This is a genomic window from Herbaspirillum sp. NPDC101397, from assembly GCF_044767325.1.
In the GTDB taxonomy this organism is placed as follows: domain Bacteria; phylum Pseudomonadota; class Gammaproteobacteria; order Burkholderiales; family Burkholderiaceae_D; genus Herbaspirillum.
Window position 1 is genome coordinate 309,490 of sequence record NZ_JBIWNS010000005.1, and the last position, 13,550, is coordinate 323,039.

19 protein-coding genes and 2 tRNA genes are annotated in these 13,550 nt (G+C 58.1%); 18 read left to right on the forward strand and 3 right to left on the reverse strand.

The features are described 5' to 3' along the window. Positions 1 to 87: 87 nt before the first annotated feature. The 13 genes from ACIROW_RS14160 to ACIROW_RS14220 all read left to right on the forward strand — a co-directional run bounded on the left by ACIROW_RS14160 (position 88) and on the right by ACIROW_RS14220 (position 8,440). A complete protein-coding gene (locus tag ACIROW_RS14160; RefSeq protein ID WP_402276591.1) occupies positions 88 to 693 on the forward strand; it encodes a hypothetical protein in 606 nt (201 codons plus the stop codon). Then, a complete protein-coding gene (locus ACIROW_RS14165) occupies positions 686 to 1,012 on the forward strand; it encodes a hypothetical protein (RefSeq protein WP_402276594.1) in 327 nt (108 codons plus the stop codon). Before ACIROW_RS14160 ends, ACIROW_RS14165 begins: the two co-directional genes overlap by 8 nt. Next, positions 1,009 to 3,645: a DNA methyltransferase gene (locus ACIROW_RS14170; protein ID WP_402276596.1), complete on the forward strand. Its 2,637-nt coding sequence runs from the start codon at positions 1,009 to 1,011 to the stop codon at positions 3,643 to 3,645. Before ACIROW_RS14165 ends, ACIROW_RS14170 begins: the two co-directional genes overlap by 4 nt. Next, positions 3,642 to 3,905 (forward strand): hypothetical protein, encoded by a 264-nt coding sequence (locus tag ACIROW_RS14175; protein ID WP_402276598.1) that lies wholly within the window; start codon positions 3,642 to 3,644, stop codon positions 3,903 to 3,905. Before ACIROW_RS14170 ends, ACIROW_RS14175 begins: the two co-directional genes overlap by 4 nt. Continuing rightward, the gene (locus tag ACIROW_RS14180) at positions 3,905 to 4,414 is read left to right on the forward strand and encodes a hypothetical protein (RefSeq protein ID WP_402276601.1); all 510 of its coding nucleotides are present in this window, start codon (positions 3,905 to 3,907) and stop codon (positions 4,412 to 4,414) included. The genes ACIROW_RS14175 and ACIROW_RS14180 overlap by 1 nt, the downstream gene beginning before the upstream one ends. Continuing rightward, a complete protein-coding gene (locus tag ACIROW_RS14185) occupies positions 4,411 to 4,845 on the forward strand; it encodes a nuclease domain-containing protein (protein ID WP_402276603.1) in 435 nt (144 codons plus the stop codon). Before ACIROW_RS14180 ends, ACIROW_RS14185 begins: the two co-directional genes overlap by 4 nt. Continuing rightward, positions 4,845 to 5,759, forward strand: a complete 915-nt coding sequence (locus ACIROW_RS14190) for a DUF1376 domain-containing protein (RefSeq protein WP_402276605.1) — start codon at positions 4,845 to 4,847, stop codon at positions 5,757 to 5,759. Before ACIROW_RS14185 ends, ACIROW_RS14190 begins: the two co-directional genes overlap by 1 nt. A 2-nt stretch (positions 5,760 to 5,761) precedes the next feature. Continuing rightward, the gene (locus ACIROW_RS14195; RefSeq protein WP_402276607.1) at positions 5,762 to 6,445 is read left to right on the forward strand and encodes a DUF6475 domain-containing protein; all 684 of its coding nucleotides are present in this window, start codon (positions 5,762 to 5,764) and stop codon (positions 6,443 to 6,445) included. Further along, entirely contained in the window at positions 6,442 to 6,726 is a 285-nt protein-coding gene (locus tag ACIROW_RS14200) for a DUF3310 domain-containing protein (RefSeq protein WP_402276609.1), read from the forward strand. The genes ACIROW_RS14195 and ACIROW_RS14200 overlap by 4 nt, the downstream gene beginning before the upstream one ends. Then, positions 6,723 to 7,175 (forward strand): hypothetical protein, encoded by a 453-nt coding sequence (locus ACIROW_RS14205; protein ID WP_402276612.1) that lies wholly within the window; start codon positions 6,723 to 6,725, stop codon positions 7,173 to 7,175. The genes ACIROW_RS14200 and ACIROW_RS14205 overlap by 4 nt, the downstream gene beginning before the upstream one ends. Continuing rightward, on the forward strand, positions 7,175 to 7,501 hold the full coding sequence (locus ACIROW_RS14210) for a hypothetical protein (RefSeq protein ID WP_402276614.1): 327 nt from the start codon (positions 7,175 to 7,177) through the stop codon (positions 7,499 to 7,501). The genes ACIROW_RS14205 and ACIROW_RS14210 overlap by 1 nt, the downstream gene beginning before the upstream one ends. Next, entirely contained in the window at positions 7,494 to 7,958 is a 465-nt protein-coding gene (locus ACIROW_RS14215; protein ID WP_402276617.1) for a hypothetical protein, read from the forward strand. The genes ACIROW_RS14210 and ACIROW_RS14215 overlap by 8 nt, the downstream gene beginning before the upstream one ends. Positions 7,959 to 8,101: 143 nt before the next feature. Further along, positions 8,102 to 8,440 (forward strand): hypothetical protein, encoded by a 339-nt coding sequence (locus ACIROW_RS14220; RefSeq protein ID WP_402276619.1) that lies wholly within the window; start codon positions 8,102 to 8,104, stop codon positions 8,438 to 8,440. 38 nt (positions 8,441 to 8,478) lie between these two features. On the opposite strand, the gene ACIROW_RS14225 is transcribed toward ACIROW_RS14220, so the two are convergent. Further along, entirely contained in the window at positions 8,479 to 10,161 is a 1,683-nt protein-coding gene (locus ACIROW_RS14225; protein WP_402276622.1) for a hypothetical protein, read from the reverse strand. 379 nt (positions 10,162 to 10,540) lie between these two features. Between ACIROW_RS14225 and ACIROW_RS14230 the strand changes: the two genes are divergently transcribed. The 4 genes from ACIROW_RS14230 to ACIROW_RS14245 all read left to right on the forward strand — a co-directional run bounded on the left by ACIROW_RS14230 (position 10,541) and on the right by ACIROW_RS14245 (position 12,071). Continuing rightward, positions 10,541 to 10,903: a 2OG-Fe(II) oxygenase gene (locus ACIROW_RS14230; RefSeq protein WP_402276625.1), complete on the forward strand. Its 363-nt coding sequence runs from the start codon at positions 10,541 to 10,543 to the stop codon at positions 10,901 to 10,903. A 42-nt stretch (positions 10,904 to 10,945) separates the two neighbouring features. Beyond that, positions 10,946 to 11,407 (forward strand): hypothetical protein, encoded by a 462-nt coding sequence (locus tag ACIROW_RS14235; RefSeq protein ID WP_402276627.1) that lies wholly within the window; start codon positions 10,946 to 10,948, stop codon positions 11,405 to 11,407. A gap of 80 nt (positions 11,408 to 11,487) precedes the next feature. Beyond that, positions 11,488 to 11,564: transfer RNA gene (locus tag ACIROW_RS14240), tRNA-Met, on the forward strand. A gap of 431 nt (positions 11,565 to 11,995) precedes the next feature. Beyond that, a tRNA-Gly gene (locus ACIROW_RS14245) sits at positions 11,996 to 12,071 on the forward strand. 178 nt (positions 12,072 to 12,249) lie between these two features. Here ACIROW_RS14245 and ACIROW_RS14250 read toward each other — a convergent pair. Both ACIROW_RS14250 and ACIROW_RS14255 read right to left on the reverse strand, forming a co-directional pair. Then, entirely contained in the window at positions 12,250 to 12,669 is a 420-nt protein-coding gene (locus ACIROW_RS14250) for a type II toxin-antitoxin system HicB family antitoxin (RefSeq protein ID WP_402276629.1), read from the reverse strand. A 63-nt stretch (positions 12,670 to 12,732) separates the two neighbouring features. Further along, positions 12,733 to 12,906, reverse strand: a complete 174-nt coding sequence (locus ACIROW_RS14255) for a type II toxin-antitoxin system HicA family toxin (RefSeq protein ID WP_402276631.1) — start codon at positions 12,904 to 12,906, stop codon at positions 12,733 to 12,735. Positions 12,907 to 13,174: 268 nt separating this feature from the next. On the opposite strand from ACIROW_RS14255, the gene ACIROW_RS14260 reads away from it, so the two are divergent. Continuing rightward, positions 13,175 to 13,540 (forward strand): HNH endonuclease, encoded by a 366-nt coding sequence (locus ACIROW_RS14260; protein WP_402276633.1) that lies wholly within the window; start codon positions 13,175 to 13,177, stop codon positions 13,538 to 13,540. Positions 13,541 to 13,550: the final 10 nt, after the last annotated feature.

The window sequence follows — 13,550 nt, forward strand, 5'->3', positions numbered from 1 at the left end:
TTTATCACGGAGGGGCTTCCACCCAAATTTGCAGTTTTGTAGTTGTTTTCCCATTGAAGCACTTTAGCGAACGAGACAAGAAAAATCATGTTCCTTGATCCACACGAAAGCCCGATCGCCGCGCTGGTCCGCCACATCAACGCATGGAAGAAACGGGATCGGCTCAGCAACGAGGCGATCGCTGACCTGATCGTGGCGGCGCACGAACGCATCGGCGGCCCGGCACGCACCGGCATCCGTTTTGATCCCGGCAGCGCGGACGAATACAACCGCATGAAGGCCAACTCGGCGCGCATCTGGCGCTGGCTGGATGACGTCACCGAAGACAAGAACTTGTTGAGCGCTAATTTCGTGCACTCGGTGGTTGCTGCTTTGCCGCTTGATTTGAAGATCAGCTACTGGAATGAGGTGCTGGGGCTGGACGGCTTCTGCGTCGCCTCGGTCGAGGCTGGCGAAGGCGAATTCCGGATTCACGATCTGGCCGTGCTGATGAAAGAGGACGGCGAGGCGCACCAGGCGTGCGCGCGCGTGCTGGAAGACCCGAGCGCTGAATCGCTGCATCTTGCGCAAAAGGAAATCGCCGAAGCCATCGAGACGAAGCGACGCGCGGGCCGCCTGATCGGCGCAATGCTGCGCGCGCGTTCGCTCATTGGGCGTCTCTGCCATCCACGCCGCGCGAAGGAGCATGCATGAAAACCGTGAAGCACTTGGCGCAAGGCCTGCTGGGGTATCTGGCCTTGATCGGGTTTCTGGTGGTGTGGGGTTTGTTGGCATGAACATGGCACCGAACTACATGCACCAGTATCGCGAGTCGTCGTCACGCGGCGTCCAGCTGAATCACGCGAAAAAGACCTGCCGCGGCGAATGCGGCAAGAGCAAGAGCGTCGGCCAGTTCGCTGACGGCGCCGCCATCTGCATCCGCTGCGCCAACCGGATGCCCAAAAAGCGAAGCCCAGACATTTGCGGTGTCCAGGCTTCAGATCAAAACACAATCGAGGGGGACCGTGAATGATCACAAACATTGTAGAGGACTATCAGGCGTTCTTGCAAGGCAAGGTGATTCGGCCGGAGTCGATCGGCTTTGACGTCGCCGACGCCGATATCAATCCGATTCTGAAGCCGCACCAGCGCGCCATCGTTCGCTGGGCGTTGAAGGGCGGCCGCCGCGCCATCTTCGCCGCGTTTGGTCTCGGCAAGAGCATCATCCAGTTGGAAATTGTCAGGCTGGCGATCGCTTACGGCGGCGGCATGGGCCTGTTGGTGATTCCGCTGGGCGTGCGGCAGGAATTCATGCGCGACGCGCACGTGCTGCGCACCGGCGATCATCCAGCGATCACTGACGCCCAGCGCGCCGAGTTGGCGCAATGGCTAGAAGGTCGCCCGGATCGCGCGCCAAATCCGAAATTCATCCGCAGCATCGCCGAGGCTACCGATCCGCTGGGCATGTACGCGACGAACTACGAGACGGTCCGCGACGGCAAGCTGGACCCGCGCCTGTTCGCCGTCGCCAGTCTGGACGAGGCATCGTGCCTGCGCGGCTTCGGCGGCACCAAGACATTCCGCGAATTCATGGGGTTGTTCGCTGGCGACTACAAGACCATGGATGCCCGCGTCCGATCGGATGGCGTGCGATATCGCTTTGTAGCGACAGCAACCCCGAGTCCGAACGATTACATCGAGCTGCTGGCGTATTCAGCGTTCCTTGGCGTCATGGATGTGTCGGCCGCGAAAACGCGTTTCTTCAAGCGCAACAGCGAAAAGGCCGACGAACTGACCATCCACGCCCACAAAGAGCGTGAGTTCTGGTTGTGGGTGTCGAGCTGGGGCTTGTTCGTGCAGCGGCCCTCTGACCTCGGGTTTGATGACGCCGGCTACGACATGCCTGCGCTGGACGTACGCTGGCACGAAATCCCGGCAGACCATTCGGAAGCCGGGCACGAGGTCTACGGCCAGGCCCGCATGTTCAAGTCGCAGGCGCTGGGCGTGGTCGACGCGGCGCGCGAAAAGCGCGACTCGCTGCCGGCGCGCATTGCCAAGATGATGGAGTTGCGCGCCGAGGATCCGGACGCACACCGGATCATCTGGCACGACCTCGAGGCTGAACGTCACGCCATTGAGCGCGCCATTCCCACCGTGGCCAGTGTCTACGGTTCACAGGACCTCGACGAGCGCGAGGCCACCATCATCAAGTTCTCCGACGGTCAATGCCAGGAGCTGGCGGCGAAGCCCGTCATCGCCGGCAGCGGCTGCAACTTCCAGCGGCACTGCCATTGGGCGATCTTCCTCGGCATCGGGTTCAAGTTCAACGACCTGATTCAGGCCATCCACCGCTTGCAACGCTTCCTCCAGCAAGACACGGTTCGCATCGACCTGATCTACACCGAGGCCGAGCGCGGCGTCCGCCGCACGATGGAACGCAAGTGGAAACAGCACATTCAGATGATGGAAAAAATGAGCAAAATTATCAAGGAATACGGCCTGACCGAAGATGCCATGGCCGAACTGCTGACCCGTTCGATGGGCGTCGAGCGCATCGAGTCCGCCGGAGAGAACTATCGCTGCATCAACAACGACAGCGTGCTGGAGACCGCGAAACTGGCGGAGAACAGCGTCGGTTTCATTCTGACAAGTATCCCGTTCTCGACGCAGTACGAATACTCCCCGAACTATGCGGACTTCGGCCACACGGACAACAACGAGCATTTCTTCGGTCAGATGGACTACCTGACGCCGAATCTGTTCAAGTCGCTTCAGCCTGGTCGGATTGCCGCCATCCACGTCAAGGACCGGATTGTCCCCGGCGGCATGACTGGTCTCGGCTTCCAGACGGTGTATCCCTTCCATGCACGCTGCATCGAGCACTTCACGAAGCACGGCTTCGCCTACATGGGCATGAAAACCATCGTGACCGACGTCGTGCGCGAGAACAACCAGACATACCGCCTGGGCTGGACGGAGCAATGCAAGGACGGCTCGAAAATGAGCTGCGGCATGCCGGAGTACTTGCTGCTGTTCCGCAAGCCGCCGACGGACACCAGCAACAGCTACGCCGACATGCCGGTGGTGAAGCAGAAGGAAACGTACAGCCGCGCTCGCTGGCAGGTCGACGCCCACGGTTACGCCCGATCGTCAGGTAATCGCCATCTGACGCCGGAAGAGCTGCAGAGCATGCCGCACGACCAGATATTCAAGGCATTCCGTAATTACAGCCTGCAGTCGGTGTACGACTTCGACCACCACGTGAAGATCGGCGAATCGCTGGACACGCAAGGCAAGTTGCCGGTCACGTTCATGCTGCTGCAGCCGCAGTCATGGTCGACAGAAGTCTGGGCGGACGTCACCCGCATGTTGACGCTGAACGGCGCGCAGTCGGCCAAAGGCAAGGAAATGCACCTGTGCCCTATGCAGTTCGATATCGCCGACCGCGCGATTGAACAGTTCTCGATGCCCGGCGAGACGGTGCTGGACCCATTCGGCGGGCTGATGACGGTGCCGTATCGTGCGGTGCTGAAAGGGCGCAAGGGCGTCGGAATCGAACTGAACCCGTCGTATTTCTTGGACGGCGTGGCGTATTGCAAGGCCGCCGAGCGTGAAATGTCGATGCCATCGCTGTTCGACTTCGAAGAAATTGGAGCCGCGGCATGACGGCGCCGGAAATCAAAGGCGGCATGCTGGCCAAGCTGAGCGCGTTGTTCTGCGCTGATGAGAACTTCCGCACGTTCCTGATGCGCCGCTGGCCGGACGCCGATCAGATCGATACGCCGGCGCAGGCGACCGCGCACCTGAAGATGGTTTGCGAGATTGATTCGCGCAAGCAGCTCGACAACGATCCCGCCGCGGCAGATCGCTTTCACGACCGCATCCGCATCCCGTATGCCAACTGGAACATGGGGCGGGCCGACTGATGCCGACTTTTACAGATTACAAGCTGTCGCGGCCTCAAGCCGAATTCGTCCAGGCGGTCGCGCTGATGCCGGCCGACTTGCGCGCGGTCTTGGTGGAAGACTACGCCGCGCGCCACGGCATCGCCAGCATCGCGGCGCTTTTTGTGGAGTTTGTCGGTCTGGCGAACTCTGTAGCAAGAAACTGCGCCCAGATGTCTGAATCCCTGCTGATCGAGAACGGCATGCACCCACATACTGCAGAGAAGATCAATCTGCCGACTATCTTCGGTGCCGCCGCCGGCGCTCTCCTGGCTCTCCCGATCAAGCAACGTGGGACTTGCCAAGGCTGCGCGTACCGCCGCGGAACACCGGCAAATCAGTCGCCGGTCACCACATGCGATGCCGACCATGCGGTAGACGAGCTGGTCGACTTCATGTGTCACGAAAAGCTCGATGCCGGTGGCCGTCCTGTCCGCGTTTGCGCCGGACACGCCCAGCGCGTGAAAGCCGGAGCCTCGCTGACAGCATGATGCGCCGTTCTCCAATGAAACCCGGCACCAAGCCAATGAAGCGCACTGGGTTTGTCCGTCCGGAATCGCGCGAGGTCTTGGCAGCTTCGTTCAAGAAAACGCCGATGAAGGCACGGCGCAAGCCGCTGACCAAAATCCAAGCCTCCGCGCGCGATCAGGACTGCACCTTGCGTTTTCCTGGGGTTTGCAACTACCGCACCGATACCACCGTGCTGTGCCACAGCAACCTGCTGGCAGATGGGAAGGGCATGGGCCTGAAGGCAGCGGACACGCGTGCGGTCTACGGCTGCGTGGCCTGCCATGATGTGCTGGATGGTCGCAATACGCGCCCCGAGAACATGACCTACGACCACATGCTCGACCTCTTCGAGGCGGGCGTGCGGCGAACACACGAGATCCTCACCCGCAAGGGTTTGCTGAAAGCGAAATAGTGGACACATTGCCTGCACCCATCACTCCGGTCGATTGCGACCTTCGAGATTTTCCGTTCATGCCGCTGGACATTACCCGACTGTTTAATTCCGAGTTTCACGCGCGCGCCAGCGATGCTGAGTGGCGCGCAGGCCTAACGCTGTGGCTCAAGTCGTTTCACCAGGTGCCAGCCGGCTCGGTCCCTGACGACGATGTATCGCTCGCCCGTCTGGCTGAGTTGGGGCGTGACGTTAAAGCATGGAAGAAGGTTCGGGCAACGGCCTTGCACGGTTGGATCAAGTGCTCTGACGGCCGCTTCTACCACCCGGTCGTCGCTGAAAAGGCCGCCGAGGCATGGACCGGCAAGAAAAGCCAGCGCGCACGCACGGCAAAAGCTCGGTTACAGGCTCTGTTATCTCGTCTGTCAAAGACCAGTGACACGATGGACTTCGCCAACATCGAAGGCAGCATACAGACCCTGTTAAACGATCTGTCGCAGTACCTGCCACAAACAGAGATAACGGCAATTACAGAGTCTGTTACAGGGTCTGTTACAGAAGCCAAGAGAAAGAGAAAGGAAAAGGGAGAGGGACAGGGAAAAGGTTATTCCGTACCTGACGGTACGGGCGGCACGCCGCCGAAGCCCGCCGAGGAAATGACGAAGGACGAGCTCTGGACCGTAGGCAAGTCGCTGCTGGTGCAGGCCGGAATGCCCGGTGCGCAGTGCGGCGCCTTCGTGGGCAAGCTGGTCAAGGACTACGGCGACGGCGTGGTGCTCGAGGCGGTGCGCGCCGCCGTGGTCCAGCGTCCGGCAGACCCTGCTTCGTTCATGAAAGCCGTCTGCCAGCGGATAAAGGGTGAGCGTCCGAACGGACAAGAGTCGCTCGAAGGCAAGAATCGGTCGGTTGCCGCCGAGCTGGCTGGCGAGGTCTGAACGTGACAGAAGCGGACAAAAAGACTTTCTACACGCTGATTGGCGATGTCTACGCCTTCTATCGCAAAGACTTTTCAAAGTTCACCGGTCAGGTGTGGTGGAACGCGATGAAGAATTTCGATCTGGCGGCAGTGCAGGACGCATTCGGACGCCACTCCATCAATCCCGACACCGGCAGATTCTGCCCATTCCCCGCCGATATCGTCCAGATGCTGGAGGGCGCGACCATCGACAGCGCGCTGGTGGCCTGGACGAAAGTTGACCGGGGAATCCGTGTGGTCGGGCCGTGGCGCTCAGTCGCATTCGATGATCCGCTGATTCACGTCGTGGTCACGGAAATGGGCGGTTGGACAATGCTTGGCACCAAGGAGGAGAAGGATTGGCCCTTCCTGAAGAACGAGTTCAGCGCGCGCTATCGCGGCTACCGGTCGCGCAGCATGGTGCCGGACTACCCGCCGGTATTGCTCGGCATGTCCCAGGCCAACAACGCCAAAGAAGGTCACCAGTCGAACGAACCGCCGACGCTGATCGGCAACCCGAAGGCCGCGCAGAACGTGATGCTGCTCGGCACGCACAAACCAATGCTCGCAATAACCCAGATGGGCGCAGAGACAGCCGCCGCCACGCTGCGTCTTGTTGACAGCCATACAGGCAATCAATTTTCAGAGAGAGGACTCGACCAATGACGAAGCAAACACACAAACCACCGCGCCCAACACCACCAGCACCGGACCGCCCGCGCGCCAGCGATCGCCAAGTCGGCGGTAGCCACTACAAGGACATGCCGGTGGCGCCATGGGAAGCGATGGAAGCCTGGATGCCGCCGGCGGAGCTGCGCGGATACCACAAAGGTGTCGTGATCGGCTATCTGGCGCGGGAAGGCGCGAAGGGCGGCGACGAGGACGTTGCCAAGGCTTCGCACCATCTGCAGCGCCTGGTCGAACTGATCGAGGAAGGCCGGGCGTGACGCGACCGGTTCAAAACTGGTCAGTGGCATGCAATTGGGGCGGCGCAAAGACGAAGGCACCGGCCACCGCGGCTGATGTACTGAAGCAGCACGACCGGACGAAGAAGTTCCAGGCGCTGGGCCGCATGCCAAAGGGGCGGATGAACAAGACGGAGGCGGCGTACGCGGCATATCTCGGCCGCCAGCAGCTGGCCGGTGAAATCTTGGAGTTCCGTTTTCATCCGCTGCGCGTGCGCCTGGCCGACAACACGTATTACGAGATCGACTTTCTGGTGATGGGCAAGGACATGGGTTTGGAATTTCACGAGACGAAGGGCGGCTTCACCACCGACAAGGGGCAGATGAAGATCAAGCTGTGCGCCGAGGCCTTGCCCTTCATCCGGATGTTGAAAGTAACGAAGCTGGCCGACAAGGATGGCGGCGGCTGGAAAACACAGGAGTATTTCTGATGAGTGTGCGAGATTCATTGAGCAAGGACCAGGCCGCCGCGCTGGCGATGATCGAGGCGACGCCGGGCAAGCGCTTCCGCAGCGTAGGCATGGCGCCGAAATTCAAGAAGTCCATCTCGGAGATGACGCGTTTGCTCCGCTCGCTCTCGGATCTGGGTTTGGTGCGCGCGATGGTCGACGGCACGCAGACCAAGTTCTACGTCCCTAGCGTCGAGGAATTGGCGGCGGAGGAGCGTGCGGCGCAACGAAGAGAATGGCGCCCACTGGTCGGTTATAGCGCTGCACTGGACCTGTTCCGGGCCAATTGCGAGGCGACGCGTGGCTAAGACGAAACGGCGCAATAAGGCGTACAAACCCCGCGACCCTGAATCGATCCTGCTGCGGTTCGAGCCTTGGAAGGTGGCAGCGGTCATGAACCCGCTCGAGTCGATCGTCGACCAGCTGGAGCACGCTGGCACCATCGACGTCGCCGGTGACGGGCAGGCGGTGTTCAAAGATCACTGCGACGGGGTTTGGTACGACAGCCCGGTCGCGATCATGGGCGTGGTGGAAGCGTATGAGATTCATGAGCGCCGTACTGGGGCGGTGTTGGAGCTAGACGCGCTGCGCCGGCTTGCGAACAAGCTGAAGTACCAAATGATGATTGACCAGAACGACACCAAAGCGGCGCGCGAATGCCTCGCTCGGATACGCGCGACGACGCTGAACATGACGGCTGGCTATGCCAATCAGCTGATCAAGGATTTTCAAATCATGGAAGCAATGGAAGGGGCCAACGCATGAAGCGAGATATGGAGCCAGCGGATCTGCTTGCAATTCGCCTCACTCGGATCGGGAAAGAGGCTAGCAACGCCTTGCCGGCGCGCGCGTATCGAGACCCAGCGGAAACAATTGAATTTACAAGAAATAAAGGATCGGGAGAGAACATGGAACAACCCCAGCTGGACGATATCGATTACGCCTTACAGGATTGGGCAGAATGGATGAAGCGTCCCGAGGCGCCGCAAGGCTACCCAGCACGTTCGGCGGGCATGCTCGCGCCGTCGTGGATCAGGGACAGCGAAGAGCTGTACGAAGCCGCTGACATGGCGAAGATCGAAGCAACCGATGCGGCCATTGATAGTCTGAAGGCACTGAGCCGTCTTGCTATCAATGTCCGCTTCGGCTTGGGGGCTGCGGTGTGGCGCTTCACGGAACACAATCGTCTGTATGAACAGGCAAAGCTCGAAATCGCCTCACTACTACGAAAGCGCGGCGTTATTTAACGTGCCACGCTGGATGAGGGATAGGGAAGTAAATCCGATTATGGTTTTAAGTAAAGGGTGCACGACTTTGGCACTAGTTCGGCGAGGGCGATTCCGAGTTTTCCGCCAGTGTGAGTGGTGACATCCACGTCTTTGACTTGGATTGATACGACCGAAGTTTCGGTGAACGTCCCAGCCTTTTGGACCACCACCGTGTCGCCCACCTTGATCGTGACGCTCGCTGGGATGTTGATGATCACTGCCTTATGTTCGGCAAATACATTTAATGGAGTCCCTAGCAGTTCAAGGCCGCTAACAGTGGGGTCTATGTATCCGTGTCGTCGAAATGCTTGGCGCACATCAGCCTTCGTCAACAAACCTCGTTCGATTAGGAAATAGGCTTCAAACAACGAGTAGGTAGTAAGGAGACCACGCGAATCCAGGCGGGCGTCTTCTTGCTGCCGATCGTTGAAGGGTGGATTTGTTCTGCTCAGTGGCGCGAGATGCCGCTGGTGATTCACTATGTACAGTGCATCTACATCGACTTTGCCGCGTTGTTGATTCCGACGAAAGCGTATTTTCGCAATCTGGCTGCACTCTGAGTCGGTGGACGTACCGTGGAGGCCTTTTACCTCGACTATGAGTAAGCCGCTTGGGACTTCGATTTGCAGGTCTTCTTCCAGTAGTTCATTGCTATCGTCATCCATCATTTTGACGCTTGGGAACTCAAGCCACTCGCAATAGCGGTGGACCGCTTCTACGAGCGCGTCCCCCGTTTCCGTGAGCAAGTCGTGCAAGAACTTCGATGCGGCTCGGGTTTCTGCAAGCCGAACGTCTAAGGTGGCCAGGGAGAGTTCATGCGCGGCTACTTCGGCGGCCCGTTGATCTAGCAGAGTTTGTACCCCCGGCAACTGATAGTCGGCCGAGTCCGTCCATTTCGCCGAGCTCAATTCTGGAAAGAGTGACGGTATGAGATCTGGGATTACCTCGTTAATAAGCTGATGGCAAAATCCTGCCTTGTCATCAATATTTGGCAGTCCGATGACTGTCCCGGCTTCTTTGAAATTGATAAATGCGATTATCTCTCCGTCCGCATTAACGGCAAGCGGTGAAAAATATTGGGCATTGACCCACCCGCCGTCCACGTACTGCGTGGGATGTTCAAAAATGGTACCGTACGAGCCGGAAAGGTATCGGCTGAGCAGCGTGGCTATTGGATCAGCACCCGCGCCTTTCATTTTGGTGCCTGATTTCTCTGAATAAGACGGGCAGCCAGCGTAAAATGTGGTCAGATTGGCACCGAAATCCTCTACCTCTCCCAATCCCCATTCACCGACCGTTCCAATTTGATACGTTACTCTGACCGGCCGACTGAAAAAAATGATCGTGACAGATTGACGATCGATGAAATCATCTATCCCATCTCTCAAACGGGCCGCACCGAACGGCCGGAGGTCTAAGGACGTTTCAGGATACGTACTCCGAAATGCCACTTTAGTATTTGGAGGAAGGGAGCCGGTTTGCGTCGTTACTCTGGGGGACGTTAAGTCAAGAATAGCGACTTTATATTCATGAAAGTTGGCAGGCCATTGCTCATCCGGTACCAGTACCTGCTTGTCACCGGTTTTTCGATTTGGTACCCGAACAACTGAGCCCAGCGTTGCGTGAGTAGTGCTCAAGCCATTTTGTTCTAATGCAGCGCGAATCTCTACGCTGCCATCAAATACGATGATGTCGCTCATGGTTAATTTTGAATTATTTGTTTTCAACAGATGATCGAGGGAATGTCCGCTCAGCGCATTATATGTTGAGTTTGCTCTCCCTCCGTGCAGACGCTCCGACAGCGAGGAGGGCCAGCAGGTCTCGGCTCACATTAATCGAATTAAGAAGACGCGTGGTACCAGAAATAGCTTGCACTGTGTTTTTATCCAGTTTATGATTCTCTCCGTCACCAGTCACGTCCCTACAAAACGTAACGCTCGTGCCGATACATGAGCAGATTCTTTCGCGGCAGTTTCACTCTCCAGATAGGTTTGGAGACTGCGAATCTTCTCAAGTATCGGTAATTATCGAAAGCCCCGTTTCTTCACAGATCGGGGCTTTTTCGTTGCAGCAGGGATCATGAACCTTCGCGAATATTTGCGCACCGCGTTTCGCTGGCAGCGCGGCCGCCAAGAGGGCGGTTACGACAAGATGCTGCTGATCACTGGTCTTTGGCCGGTTGGGTTTGATTCGTACCTGATCAGGTATCCAATCGGGGCCAGCATCCCGCCGCACACCGATCCCGTCACGGCGGCCAGGCACTACCGGTTAAATATTGTTCTGTGGCGATCGCCGCGCGGCGGCGAGTTCGTATGCGCGGCGCCGATCTTCGAGACACGAAGAATCAAGCTTTTCCGTCCGGATGTCTCGGAACACAGCGTAACGCGCGTTGAGGGCGGTTCACGGTACGTCTTGTCGATTGGATGGATTCGGCGCGGTTGATGTTTCTGGCATACTGCTGCATCTAGACAAGGAGACGCAGCCGTGAGTGATAGCCCAGAAAGCAGCCGGCCCGCCAAACCCGTGAGTCCATGGGAAGGCAGGGCGCAACGAATCAAAGACGCGCTTCAGGTTGGAATGGCGACCTACACATACCTCCGCGCCAACTACAGCAAGACCGCGGTGACCGACAGGCAGGTTGTTACCGCAGAGTTGTTGACTACATTGTCTGATATCGATTTGACGTCGCTGGAGATCGCTGAGATTTATGCCATCGTGGCCAATGCCGAGATAGCCGCGGTCTACGAACTGGCGGTTTTGGACAATTTGGAAGCGCTGCAGAATTTGTCGTCGGACCTGCAGGACGACGAGCGGAGCGCATTCCTAGCTAAGTTCACCATTCTCAGCGCGCAAGCGAAGGCCCGAGAGGATGCCGCGATTCATGCTAATGGTGACCAGGTGCCACCCGATCAGCCCTTGACCGGGAAGAAATTTAAGCGAAAGTGAAATGTTGAAGCGTGTATGCGTTCAACGATAGACGGAACATAAAGCCTCGATCCTTTACCGATCGGGGCTTTTTTCTTTGCAGCGGAGTGGAGCAGCGGTCAGCTCGTCGGCCTCATAAGCCGAAGGTCGGTGGTTCGAATCCATCCTCACGCTACCAGAACGCGCAAGCGTCGCCCGGATGCCAGAAAACTGGCGGGGTGAGTACATGCGACAGCCGACTTACCGCGCATGGGGCCATCGGGCAGCGGGTAGTTGGGAGTGGCGATCCCTTAGCGGAATCAATGAAGCCATATACACGGAAGTGCAAAACCCGACCCATGCTGCTACTAGGCATGGCCCACCGGTGAGCCGTGAATATCAGCGGGTGCCGCCAAAAGCCGCACGCTTACCGCCGCCGGGACGCTGTAACCCGGCAACATGATTCGAACCCCTGAGCGACGGCAGGTAGTCCGGCGACGGTAGCGAAAACCGAGACACGGCAAAAAGGGTAAGCCGGGACGTGAATGAGCCAATGATCGACCGCAAACAGCTTGGCAAGGAAATCGCATGCGTGCAGCGGCAGGGCGTTTATCGCCCGAAACAGATTTCGCGGGTGTAGCTCAGTTGGTAGAGCGCGAGCCTTCCAAGTTCGCTGTCGCCGGTTCGATCCCGGTCGCCCGCTCCATTCGTCTCAAGGCGACATAAACCAAGCGCGCACGGCCAAGCTGCCAAGGAAGACTGCTAGGCAGCACAGGCCGAAAAGAAAAACGCCCAGGCCAAACGCAACCAGGTAAACCACGGAGACAAGCGGGACCTCGATATACGCGGGCCACCGCTTGGCGCAGATGCTGTCGCGAAGGTGTTTAAGCAACGCTCAACTCCAGATGTTTGCCGAGAACGCCGAGGGCTTCCTCGATGCGGTCGATCTTGGTTGCGTGGCTTAGGTCAATCAAGCGATTCACTTCCTGCCGCGTTGTATCGAGACGTCGGGCCAGTTCGCTAGGTGCGACTTGCTGCGACAGCATTTCGTTGAGCAACAGGACTTTGCTGGACACGCTGGCTGACAGGGCGATCAAGTGTTCGCCCCGCTTCGCCTTGGATGGAAGTGGAACAGGACGGCTATCTTCGAAATAGAAGTCCATCGCCGACAGAAGTGCGTCGGCAGCCATCGCAAGCGCTTCGTCCACGGTTTCAGCCTGGCTGATCGCTTCAGGAATATCGCGGAAAGTAATAACAAACCCGCCGTCTTCGGTATCAGGCGTAAATGTAGCTGGATATTGCATGTGTGCCCCTTTCAAGGTAGCGGTGGTGCAGTGTTGCGGGAGCAGCCCCTTTCGGGGCTTCTCTCACTTTAGGTTGAGTTGCTTTTTGATAGCGTTGACAGTGCCTGTTTTCAATTCTCCGGCATGTCTCGGTATCACTGTTTGCTTGCCGTTCAAGTAGACCTTCAGGTGATTGCTTCCATCCTTGAAGGTAGCGCCTTGTTCTGCAAGCCACCGGACAAACTCTTTTTGCTTCACTGCACCTCCATTCGTTTTTCGATTCAGTGAGTACAGTGTAATCAAAAATGATTACATGCGCAAGAGATTTGTAATCTATTTTGATTACGTTTAAACGGTTGTCTCCTCCATCGTGGTGATGGGTTTGCCCGCTATCGGTCTCCGGTCGCGGGCTTTTTTATTCGCGCCGTGAGGCGCAAGCAGTTGCCCTGTGGGAGTGCTGGCGAGGCCTGGTTAAGCGCGCACGTGCTGCTGACGGCTTACATAGGGCATTCATTTAGGAATCCTCATGGCCCCAAGGCCGAAGACAATCTGCCGCCACCCTGGCTGCCAGAAGCTCGTCGACGCGCCGGGCTTCTGTGCGGCGCACGCGGCCGACGCTGTCGGGTGGCGGCGGACCAGCACTGAGAGCACGACCAAGCGAGGCTATGGATACGAATGGCAGAAGAAGGTCGTTCGCATCAAGCACCGGGACAAGGGCCTGTGCCAGCACTGCCTTCGCGGCGGCCGGGTGAACATCGGTTCTGAGGTGGACCACATCATCGAGAAGGTTGACGGCGGCACTGACGACGACGACAACCTTGAGTTGAAGTGTAGTGATTGCCATAAGGCAAAGACGATCAGGGAAAGGGCGGCGCGGCAGATGCGCCGCTGAGTTGCATGGG

Bases quoted from the DNA above. Each gene is read 5' to 3' on its own strand.
- ACIROW_RS14160 (WP_402276591.1), top strand. From the start codon at position 88: ATGTTCCTTGATCCACACGAAAGCCCGATCGCCGCGCTGGTCCGCCAC.
- ACIROW_RS14165 (WP_402276594.1), top strand. From the start codon at position 686: ATGCATGAAAACCGTGAAGCACTTGGCGCAAGGCCTGCTGGGGTATCT.
- ACIROW_RS14170 (WP_402276596.1), top strand. From the start codon at position 1,009: ATGATCACAAACATTGTAGAGGACTATCAGGCGTTCTTGCAAGGCAAG.
- ACIROW_RS14175 (WP_402276598.1), top strand. From the start codon at position 3,642: ATGACGGCGCCGGAAATCAAAGGCGGCATGCTGGCCAAGCTGAGCGCG.
- ACIROW_RS14180 (WP_402276601.1), top strand. From the start codon at position 3,905: ATGCCGACTTTTACAGATTACAAGCTGTCGCGGCCTCAAGCCGAATTC.
- ACIROW_RS14185 (WP_402276603.1), top strand. From the start codon at position 4,411: ATGATGCGCCGTTCTCCAATGAAACCCGGCACCAAGCCAATGAAGCGC.
- ACIROW_RS14200 (WP_402276609.1), top strand. From the start codon at position 6,442: ATGACGAAGCAAACACACAAACCACCGCGCCCAACACCACCAGCACCG.
- ACIROW_RS14210 (WP_402276614.1), top strand. From the start codon at position 7,175: ATGAGTGTGCGAGATTCATTGAGCAAGGACCAGGCCGCCGCGCTGGCG.
- ACIROW_RS14220 (WP_402276619.1), top strand. From the start codon at position 8,102: ATGGAACAACCCCAGCTGGACGATATCGATTACGCCTTACAGGATTGG.
- ACIROW_RS14225 (WP_402276622.1), bottom strand. From the start codon at position 10,161: ATGAGCGACATCATCGTATTTGATGGCAGCGTAGAGATTCGCGCTGCA.
- ACIROW_RS14230 (WP_402276625.1), top strand. From the start codon at position 10,541: ATGAACCTTCGCGAATATTTGCGCACCGCGTTTCGCTGGCAGCGCGGC.
- ACIROW_RS14250 (WP_402276629.1), bottom strand. From the start codon at position 12,669: ATGCAATATCCAGCTACATTTACGCCTGATACCGAAGACGGCGGGTTT.
- ACIROW_RS14260 (WP_402276633.1), top strand. From the start codon at position 13,175: ATGGCCCCAAGGCCGAAGACAATCTGCCGCCACCCTGGCTGCCAGAAG.